This window comes from Diaphorobacter ruginosibacter, from assembly GCF_040396215.1.
Taxonomy (GTDB): domain Bacteria; phylum Pseudomonadota; class Gammaproteobacteria; order Burkholderiales; family Burkholderiaceae_C; genus Diaphorobacter_A; species Diaphorobacter_A ruginosibacter_A.
Map to the genome: position 1 here is coordinate 1 of NZ_JBEBOW010000231.1, position 3,094 is coordinate 3,094.

Here is a 3,094-nt window from a genome sequence, read left to right on the forward strand (position 1 = left end):
TTTGTATCCATAGGTGCCGACGGCATCGTCACTATCGTTGCGCATCGTTCGGAAATGGGCCAGGGCGTGCGCACCAGCTTGCCTATGGTGGTCGCCGACGAGCTGGAAGCGGACTGGAGCAAGGTACATGTAGTGCAGGCACTCGGTATCGAAGAAAAATACGGCAATCAAAACACCGATGGCTCGCGCAGCATGCGCCAATCGTTCGAGCCCATGCGCAGGGTCGGTGCGGCAGCGCGCCAGATGCTGGAAATGGCGGCAGCACAGCAATGGAAGGTAAAACCGGAGGAAGTGCGCGCAAAGAATCACGAAGTCGTTCACGCCAAAACCGGACGTCGCCTCAGCTACGGCGCATTGGCAGAAGCCGCAGCAAAAATTACGCCGCCTGTCGGCAAGGAATTGCGACTGAAGAAGCCGGCCGAATTTCGCTACATAGGCAAGGAAAGCACACGCGGGATCGACGTCCGGAATATCGTGACCGGCAATACCCAATACGGTATTGATACCCGTCTGCCCGGCATGCTGTACGCAGTCATTGCGCGCCCTACGGTACTCGGCGGCAAAGTGAAAAGCTTCGACGCATCGGCAGCATTGAAAGTACCGGGCGTGATTCAAGTGATCGAATTGAAAAGCAGCCCGCCACCCGCCGCCTTCCATCCGCTGGGAGGTATCGCCGTGATCGCAAGCAATACCTGGGCGGCCATGAAGGGGCGCGAAGCGCTCAAGATCACTTGGGACGATGGCAAGCACGCCAGCTACAACTCGGTCGAATATAAAAAGACCTTGCAGGAAGCCGCACGCAAACCGGCAAAGTCCGTGCGCAACAATGGCGACACAATGACAGCGTTGAGCAAAGCATCGCGTCGCATGGAGGCCGAATATTATCTGCCGCATATCGCACACGCGACGATGGAGCCGCCGGCTGCAACCGCGCAAATCGTCAATGGCAAATGTGAAGTGTGGGCCTGTGTGCAGGCGCCGCAAGCCGCGCGCGAAATCGTGGCGGCGCATCTCAAGCTGAAACCTGAAGATGTCACCGTGCATGTAACCTTGCTGGGTGGCGGTTTTGGCCGCAAGTCCAAGCCCGACTTCGTGGCAGAAGCTGCCTTGCTGTCACAGGCGATGAAGGGTGTGCCGGTCAAGGTAACGTGGACGCGTGAGGACGATATTCACAACGACTATTTCCATACCGTTTCTGTTGAACGGCTGGAAGTGGCGCTGGACGCGGCCGGCAAACCTGGCGCATGGCTGCATCGTACCGCCGCGCCAACCATCGCCTCGATATTTAGCGAAGGTGCCAAGGGCGAACAGCCGTTTGAGCTCGGCATGTCTGCAGTCAACATTCCTTTTGCGATACCGAACTTCCGTGTTGAAGCGCCTGAAGTGGAAGCGCACACGCGCATAGGCTGGTTCCGTTCGGTATCCAATATTCCGCATGTGTTTGCAATTCAATCTTTCGTGGCCGAACTTGCGGCAGCAGCCAAGCGCGATCATCGCGATTATTTGCTGGAACTGATAGGGCCGGCGCGCAAGATCAATCCGAAAGATATGGCGGATGAATGGAATTACGGCGAATCGCCCGAGCGTTACCCGCTGGATACCGGTCGCATGCGGAAAACCATTTCCCTCGCGACTGACAAAGCCGGTTGGGGACGCAAGCTGAAGAAGGGACATGGCCTCGGACTCGCGGTCAGCTACAGCTTTGTCACCTACGTTGCCGTCGTCATCGAAGTGGTCGTTGCAGACAATGGCGAGTTATCGATTCCGCGCGTTGATATTGCAGTTGATTGCGGACCGCAGATCAATCCGGATCGCATACGCTCGCAGCTTGAGGGCGCATGCATCATGGGGCTCAGTCTTGCGCTGAGCGGTGAAATCAGTTTCAAGGATGGCCGTGCCGAGCAAGGCAACTTCCACGAATACGAAGTCATGCGTTCGATGGATGCGCCACGCGATATACGCATTCATTTTATTCAGCATGATTTTGACGTGCCTTTGGGTGGCGTCGGCGAACCGGCTACGCCACCGATGGCACCCGCCTTGTGTAATGCAATCTTTGCCGCAACGGGGAAACGGATTCGTGATTTGCCGGTGCGCAATCAGTTGAAGGCGGGGTAGCAGGACTGGCATGGACAGCATCGATCTTGAAGTACTCAAAGCCGCCGACAGCTGGATAAATGACGGGCTAGCCTGCGAACTGGTCACCGTCGTTCAGACCTGGGGTTCCAGTCCGCGTCCGGCAGGCGCGATGATGGTCATTCGCCATGATGGCCGCGTCATCGGTTCGGTTTCTGGTGGTTGCATAGAAGACGATCTGATCGCACGCGTCCGTGATGCAGGCATGACGCGCAGCATGCCTGAGCTGGTAACGTATGGCATCAGCGCCGATGAAGCACATCGCTTCGGCCTGCCTTGCGGCGGCACCATCAAGCTGGCGATTGAACCGCTATCCGACAAGAGTGGTATCAAGCAATTGCTGGCGCACGTTGTGCAACATGAACTGGTCAAGCGTCAGCTTGATCTGGTCAGCGGTGAAGTACGACTCAGTCCGGCGACTGCAGATGCGGCACTCGATCTGACACTAGGCGTATTAAGCACTATCCACGGTCCACGCTGGCGCTTGCTCATCATCGGTGCCGGGCAGTTGTCGCAATTTCTGGCGCAGATTGCGACTGGTCTGGATTACCACGTAGTCGTGTGCGATCCGCGCGAAGAATACCGGCAGGCGTGGCAAGTGCAAGATGTCGAGGTCGTCCACGCGATGCCGGATGATCTTGTTATCGAGATGAAAATGGATAGCCGCACTGCCGTCGTCGCGCTCACCCACGATCCCAAGCTGGACGATCTGGCATTGATGGAAGCATTGAAATCCGATGCCTTCTACGTCGGTGCCATCGGTTCGCGCATGAACAATGCGCGCCGTCGCGAACGTCTGAAAGAATTCGATCTCAGCGATGAACAATTGCAGCGCCTGCATGGCCCTATCGGTCTCTACATCGGCAGCAAAACTCCGGCCGAAATCGCGATTTCCATTCTGGCTGAATTGACAGCAATACGGAATGGCGTCGCACTGCCGGCCACGATGAGCGTTGCT

The 3,094-nt window shown here is 57.0% G+C and carries 2 protein-coding genes; both read left to right on the top strand.

The genetic code is table 11. From position 1 onward, the window contains the following. Nucleotides 1-2,118, top strand: a 2,118-nt coding sequence (locus ABWP92_RS17115; protein ID WP_353236611.1) for a xanthine dehydrogenase family protein molybdopterin-binding subunit, incomplete at its 5' end; no start/stop codon positions are given. Nucleotides 2,119-2,128: 10 nt separating this feature from the next. Next, a partial coding sequence (locus ABWP92_RS17120; protein WP_353236612.1) for an XdhC family protein occupies nucleotides 2,129-3,094 on the top strand: 966 nt, incomplete at its 3' end.